General features: G+C 70.5%; 1 pseudogene. It reads right to left on the reverse strand.

What is annotated here, in order from left to right:
* Window positions 1-431, reverse strand: a pseudogene (locus tag ACCC94_RS30085) (catechol 1,2-dioxygenase); the annotation flags it as partial.

Here is a 431-nt window from a genome sequence, read left to right on the forward strand (position 1 = left end):
TGGCGGCCGAGCTGGTTCAGCAGCTCCTGGGTCGGGCCGTCCGGCGGGCAGCCGTAACCGCTGGGCACGATGCTGCGCGCCTTGTAGCGGCCTTCGGCGTCGGTGACGATGCGCCGGCGCAGGTTGAACTCGGACTGGGTGCTGTCGAAGTACGAATAGGTGCCATTGGTGTTGGCGTGCCAGAGGTCGACCACCGCGCCGGCCAGCGGCTTTCCGTCGAGGTCGAACACGCGGCCGGAGAGGAACATCACGGTGCCTGGGTCCTTGCCGTCGTCCATCCGTGCTTCGCCGTCGGACAGCGGTGCGCCGGCCACGTACAGCGGGCCTTCGATGGTGCGCGGGGTGCCGCCGCCAATGCCGGCCGCCGCGTCCTGGGCGTCCAGCAGCAGGTCGAGGTAGTGCTCGATGCCCAGGCCGGCGACGACCAGGCC

The organism is Pseudomonas sp. Pseusp97 (genome assembly GCF_047304025.1).
Taxonomy (GTDB): Bacteria; Pseudomonadota; Gammaproteobacteria; order Pseudomonadales; family Pseudomonadaceae; genus Pseudomonas.